This is a genomic window from Stenotrophomonas sp. 05L414_2 (assembly GCF_056397905.1).
On the sequence record NZ_JBFTOJ010000208.1, the window covers coordinates 1 to 6,270 of the forward strand.

Below are 6,270 nucleotides of genomic sequence, written 5' to 3' on the forward strand. Positions count from 1 at the left end.
GACCCACCCCGCCAACCCACGGAGAGCACGCATTTGATGTTGACGTTGCCGTTGCCGTTGCCGTTGATTCGGCGGGTGCAGGGCGCAGCCCTGCCGCCAAATCTATTCCGGCATCAACACCAACCCATCCGGATACACGATCGCCGCTTCATCCGCACTGACATCGAAGAACCCCACGCCGTGCTTCTCGGCCAGGTCCTGCACCCGCCCATGCGCGCGCTCGGCCACCGAGTACGCGAACGCGCCATAGATCACATGGCGGCCGATGCTGTACTCGGTCACCTCGGCGCGATCATCATCGTCATTGCTCAGCGGGCCGTTCATCGGCGGAAACTCCTGCGCCATCTCCGCGAACCATGCCTGCAGCGCCGGGCTGCTGACCGCCGGGTCGTCGTACTCGTGGCTCTCGCCCCACTGCGCCTGCTTCTCGAACCAGGCGATGAACGCCGCCGCTTCACGCGGGGCGACGCTGGCCTCGAACACCATCATGTCGTAACTCATTGAACCGTCCTGTTGCCGTGGCGTAAGGACGCCGGGCATGGCCCGGCGCTACCGGATGACGATGGTAGCGCCGGGCCATGCCCGGTGGATCGCATCAGACGGACGGCGCTGCGGCGTCCGCCAATCCCGGCGCCAACGCCTTCGCTTCCGGGAACAGCGCAAACCGCAGGCCGACCAGGCCCATCAGCGCCTCGTCGCGTGCCTTGCAGGCGGCCACACTGCCGACCCGGCCCAACGAGGTGTCCAGCCGCTCGCGCAGCGCCTCGGCCGCCACAATCGGCTTGCGCGCGGCGATCTGCCGGCGATAGTGCACGGCCACTTCCTCCAGAATGTGCTCGACCGCCTCGCGGCTGCGCTCCGGCAGCTCCAGGCGGGCGCGGCGCAGCTGCAGGATGTTCAGGCCGATGCGCGCCTCGTTGAGCATGTCCACCGAGGCGATGTCGCTGCCTTCCGGGGTCGCCGCCAGGCGCGGTGCCAGCAGGCCGAGCAGATCCAGCATGCGCGCGGCGAAGCGCTGGCGATCCTGCTGGCCACGGCCTTCGGCCGCCTCGGCCAGCGTGGTCCAGCCCTGCCGTACCAGCCGGCGCGCGGTCCATTCGGCACCCACCGAGCGGAACAGCCGGGTCATCACCACCGCAAAGCCAATGCCGATGAACATCGCGATCGACGAGTTGGCGAAGGTCTGCACGTTGGCACTGTAGGTGTTCTGCAGGCTGAGCAGCGCAGCCAGGTTGACCGTCAGCGGCAGCGCGAACAGCGCGCTCTTCGGGTGGTGCAGCAGCAGGCCCAACGGCAGGAACACCACTGCCAGCACCAGCGCCAGCAGGCCGAAGTCGTGCACGGCGGGGAACACGCCGAACAGGTACACGCCGGCGACCAGCGAAGCCACCATCGCCCACACCAGGAACGAGACCATGCTCGGCGCCGGGTCGTCCTGTGCCGCGAAGAACGCGGCGGTCACCGCGGCCATCATCGCGCCGTTGCCACCGCCCTCCCAGCCCAGGCCGATCCACAGCACGCAGTAGCTCATCAGCGCCACACCGGCGCTGAGCGCGGAGAACAGTGCCATGCCGTAGTCGACGTGCTTGTCGGTGGCGGCGCGTTCGGTGCGGATGCGGTAGTGCGCACGGTCCAGCGGCGCGGTGCCCTGGTCGATCGCGTGCTGCAGGGTGCGGCAGTCCTGCCACAGGTCCACCAGCTCCTCCAGGCGCAGCAGCAGGCTGGCCAGCTGCAGGTGCTGCAGATCGCGGTCCACCTGTGGCTTCAGCGCACTGATGCGTGCGCGCAGGCGCGCGTAGTCGCTGGCACTGGACGGCGTGTCGATCCAGTCGTGGATGTCATCGACCAGCGTCGGCAGGCCCTCGGGCAGGGTCTGTCCATCGCTGCGCAGCGCACTCAGGCGGTCGGCGATCGATGACAGCACCGGCAGCAGCAACAGCATGCGTTCGCGCAGGCGCTCCATCGAGACGGCCGCGCCGGCATGGCGTGGGTCATCGCGGCGCAGGAACTCGATCAGTGCCTCGAACTGCACCAGGTCGGCGGCCAGCCGGTTGCGTGGGGCATGCGCGCGGCCGCGCTCGAGGATCTGCCGGCACCACTGCGCTGCGTCCTCCATCCAGTTGCCGATGCGCGCGCCCAGCATCGGCCGCACCGAGGCCGGGAACAGCAGCGAGGCGAACAGCACCGCTACCACCGTACCGAGGATGATCTCCTCGCTACGCGCCACCACGGTGTCGAAGATGGTCTCCGGCGAGGTCACCGCCGGGAAACCGATGAATGCAGTGGTATAGCCGGCAAGCAGGAACGCGTAGCCACGTGGGCCACGGTTGAGCAGGGCCAGGAACAGGCAGCCGGCCAGCCAGATCGACATCGCCGCGCTCAGCACCAGCGGTGTTTCCACCAGGGCGGGCAACATCAGCAGGGTGGCCAGGCCGGCGGCCAGGGTGCCGAGGATGCGGTACACGCCCTTGGCCCGGGTCGGGCCCAGCAGCGGCTGGCTGACGATGTACACCGTGCCCATCGCCCAGTACGGGCGCGACAGGTTGCCGGCCATGGCGATATACAGCGCGACGATCGCTGCCAGGTAGGTCTTGATCGAGAACAGCCAGGCCTGGCGGTCGGTCAGCCCGTTCATCGCTTACCTCGCCGCCGTCGGCGCAGACGCAGACGCGGCACTGTCCTGCCAGCCACCGCCCAGTACCAGGAACAGATGGATCTGGTCGCGCGAGACCTGGGCTTCGGCCGCGGCCAGGGTGGCATCGCTGCTGGCCAGGCTGCGGTCGGCATCCAGGCTGGACAGGTACGGCGTGCGGCCACCCTGGTACAGCCGGCGGTTCTGCTCTGCGGCCATCGCAGCCTGCTCCTGCGCCACGCGCAACGACTGCAGGCGGCGCAGATCCTGCGCATAGCGGTCCAGTGCGGTCTGTGTTTCGCGCAGTGCCTGCAGCACGGCATGGTCGAACTCGGCCAGCGCCGCATCGGCGCCAGCCTCGGCGGCGTGGATGCGTGCATGCGTGCCCGAGGACGGCAGCGTCCACGAGATCAGCGGGCCGAACGACCACTGCTGGGTCATCGGCTGGCCGAAGTCTTCCAGCAGGCCGGCGGCGCCGACCGAGGCGCCCAGGCGGATGTCCGGGTACAGCTCGGCAGTGGCGACACCAATCCGTGCGGTGGCCGAGGCCAGCTTGCGTTCGGCCTGGCGGATGTCGGGACGGCGCTGCAGCAGCGCGCGGCCATCACCGACCGGCAGCGGCTGGGCAAGGGTGGGTGCGTGCGCGCAGTCGATCACCCCGGCCGGCAGCTGGCCCGGGGTCTGCCCAAGCAGTGCCGCCAGCGAATAGGCGGCGGCCGAACGCTGCGCCTGCAGCGGGGGCAATGCGGCTTCCAGCAGCGCGACCTGGGCATTGGCGCGCGCCAGTTCCGGCGGCGTGCCGCGGCCTGCGCTGATCAACCGCTGGGTGACCGAACGGCTGCGCTGCTGCAGCTGCAGGGAATGCTCGGCGACATGCAGCTCATGGTTGGCGTGGCAGATCTCCAGGTAGCTGTCGGCCACCTCGGCCACCACGCTCACCTGGGCCAGGTCACGTGCAGCGGCCACCGACTGTTCGTCGGCGCGGGCTGCTTCGGCACCGCGCTTGAGCTTGCCGAACAGGTCGAACTGGTAGCTCACCGCGAACTTGCCGTCGGCCAGGTTGATCACCGGCAGCTCGTGCTCCTGCAGGAACGACTCGGCCGACAACTGTGCGCGGCTGACGCCGGCTTCGGCCTCGTACTCGAAGCCACCGGCGTCCATCGCCTGCTCGTACACCGCAGCAGCGCGGCGCAGATGCGCGTCGGCAGCCTTCAGTTCGACGTTGTCGCGCAGCGCCTGGGTGATCAGCCCATCCAGCACCGGGTCGTTGTACAGCGACCACCAGCGTGCCGGCAGTGCCTGGTTGGCAGCCACTTCGGGGTTGTGGGTATCGATGAACGCGGCATTCGCCTGCGGCCGCTTGAACGCCGAGCCCTCGGGCAATGCGTAATCCGGGCCGACGGTTCTGCACGCAGCCAGGCTGGCCAGCGCGACGATCAGGCCAAGGCGGGGCAGGGCGGCGTTCACAGGCCCGCCTGTGTCGGCGCAGCGCCGGCCTTCTTGTTCTGCACGTGGCGGCCGGTATCCACGGTCACCGTGGCGGTGCGCCCGGCGATCAGCTCCACGCCGGCAGGCACCTCGTCGATGGCGATGCGCACCGGGATGCGCTGCGCCAGCCGCACCCAGTCGAAGGCCGGGGTCACGTTCGGCAGCAGGGTGCTGCCATTGCTGCGGTAGCGATCCTCGATGCCGGCGGCGATGCTTTCGACATGGCCGTGCAGAGGGGTGTCCTCGCCCATCAGGCGGATGTCCACGCGCTGCCCCGGGGCCACGCCGCGCAGGCGGGTTTCCTCGAAGTAGCCATCGATGCGGAACGAACCGGTATCCAGCAGTGCCAGCACCGGCTTGCCGGCCACCACGTAGTCGCCCACGCGCATGGTGCGGTCGTTGACCCGGCCATTGGCCGGTGCACGCACTTCGGTGCGGGCCAGGTTGAGTTCGGCCAGGTCGACCGCGGCCTGTGCGGTGGCCAATGCGGCCTGTGCGGCCTGCAGCTTGGCCCGGCGCACTTCGGCGTCCTCGGCGGCCACCAGATCCTGCAGGCTGCGGTCGCGTCCTATCTCACGGCGCAGCTGCGCGACCGATGCCTGGCGTTCGGCCAGGCTGGCGCGGCTCTGCTCCAGCGCGATGCGGTAGCGCGCGCGATCGATCACGAACAGCAGGTCGCCCTTTTTCACTGCCTGGTTGTCGGCTACCTGCACCGTTTCGACCAGGCCGGACACATCCGGCGCGACCTGCACCACGTCGGCGCCGACGTGGGCGTCGCGGGTCCACGGCTCATCCATGTAGTAGACCCACAGCTGGCGCAGCACCAGCAGGGCGACGATCACGGCTGCGCAGGTAAGCAGCACCGGCAGAGTCTTCTTCACGATCTTGTTCACGATTGCATCCAACGCAGGAGGTGGAACAGCAGGCCCAGCACGATCCCGTACAAGGCCAGGTTGAACAGCGCCGGGTGCCATACGTGGCGATAGGCACCGGCACGCTGCAGCAGCGCGTGCAGGCCGCTGTTGACCAGGTAGGCCAACACCATCAACCCGAGCAGGGTCGGGACGAACACTCCGTGGAGACTGAATTCACCGGGCATCGGTAGGGGCGGGGACGGTAGGGGAAGGGGAGGTGGAACAGGACAACGGCAACGGGCAAAAGCCGCTGGCGCATGCACGGCAGCGGCGGTATTCACCGACAACGGGCTTACGTGATGCGGTCGGCAGCCTCGGCCAGCAGGCGCCATGCCTTCAGCACGGCATGCAGTTCATCCATGGAAAGCTCGCCGAACACGTCCTGGCGCAGGCCGATCAACTGGTCTTCCAGTTCGCGCACCAACGCCTGGCCTTCCTCGGTCAGCCACAGCAGGTTGGCGCGGCGGTCGCTGGCATCGCATTCGCGGCGGACCAGCCCACTGGCGCAGAGCTTGTCCAGCAGGCGCACCAGGGAAGGGCCTTCCATGCCCAGCTGCTGCGCCAGCGCGACCTGGCGGATGCCACCGCCGGAGCGGCCGATCATCAGCAGGGGCATGGTGCAGGCGGTGGAGATGCCGTAGCTGCCCAACCGGCTGTCGGCCAGGCGCTGCCACTGCCGCCCTGCGTACAGCAGGCCGGAGCTGAGCTGCATCTGCAGCACGGTGCGCTCGTCGAGGGGTCGGTCCATAAGTAATAGATAGGATACTACTAATTTCATTCCTATCAATAGGCTTTGCTGAATGGGTTGGGTGTATTGAGGAAAGCGTTGCGCCTGCTGGCTATCGGTTGGGGTGGCGGAGGGCCGGGCGGGGTAGGACACGCTGCAAGTACGTCCCTGTAAGCTCGATCGGCGCATCCATGCGCCTCACGGTCCTACCCCRCCCGGCCCTCCGCCACCCACCCCACATCCCGCGGGCGCGGAGGGTTGGCTCTTCAAGAACAAGAGCGGTAGCGCCGGGCCATGCCCGGCGGCTCCTGGTGGCACCCGCTCCGCTCGCCGGGCATGGCCCGGCGCTACCAGATCACTCTCCGAAGCCATGAACCCCCAGCTTTTGACCCCGCTTTCGGGCGGTCCGGCCGCGCCCGCAGGAAACTGTCGGGGAGGGGGTGAGGGGGCTGCGCAGGACCGTTGGCGCCATGGATGGCGCCATCGAGCCCCCATGGACGGGTTCAGGG

The 6,270-nt window shown here is 68.6% G+C and carries 6 protein-coding genes; all 6 read right to left on the reverse strand.

All coding sequences use genetic code 11. The features are described from left to right. Positions 1–102: 102 nt before the first annotated feature. The 6 genes from AC1DJN_RS19840 to AC1DJN_RS19865 all read right to left on the reverse strand — a co-directional run bounded on the left by AC1DJN_RS19840 (position 103) and on the right by AC1DJN_RS19865 (position 5,782). The gene (locus AC1DJN_RS19840; protein ID WP_032978532.1) at positions 103–501 is read right to left on the reverse strand and encodes a hypothetical protein; all 399 of its coding nucleotides are present in this window, start codon (positions 499–501) and stop codon (positions 103–105) included. A gap of 94 nt (positions 502–595) precedes the next feature. Next, positions 596–2,635 (reverse strand): FUSC family protein, encoded by a 2,040-nt coding sequence (locus tag AC1DJN_RS19845; RefSeq protein WP_099844471.1) that lies wholly within the window; start codon positions 2,633–2,635, stop codon positions 596–598. Between the two features lie 3 nt (positions 2,636–2,638). After that, complete coding sequence (locus tag AC1DJN_RS19850) at positions 2,639–4,099, reverse strand: efflux transporter outer membrane subunit (protein WP_032978539.1); 1,461 nt, start codon at positions 4,097–4,099, stop codon at positions 2,639–2,641. Further along, a complete protein-coding gene (locus tag AC1DJN_RS19855) occupies positions 4,096–5,013 on the reverse strand; it encodes an efflux RND transporter periplasmic adaptor subunit (protein ID WP_025875649.1) in 918 nt (305 codons plus the stop codon). Before AC1DJN_RS19855 ends, AC1DJN_RS19850 begins: the two co-directional genes overlap by 4 nt. Then, positions 5,010–5,219 (reverse strand): DUF1656 domain-containing protein, encoded by a 210-nt coding sequence (locus tag AC1DJN_RS19860; RefSeq protein ID WP_025875651.1) that lies wholly within the window; start codon positions 5,217–5,219, stop codon positions 5,010–5,012. Before AC1DJN_RS19860 ends, AC1DJN_RS19855 begins: the two co-directional genes overlap by 4 nt. Positions 5,220–5,326: 107 nt before the next feature. Beyond that, positions 5,327–5,782, reverse strand: a complete 456-nt coding sequence (locus AC1DJN_RS19865; RefSeq protein ID WP_025875653.1) for a MarR family winged helix-turn-helix transcriptional regulator — start codon at positions 5,780–5,782, stop codon at positions 5,327–5,329. Positions 5,783–6,270: the final 488 nt, after the last annotated feature.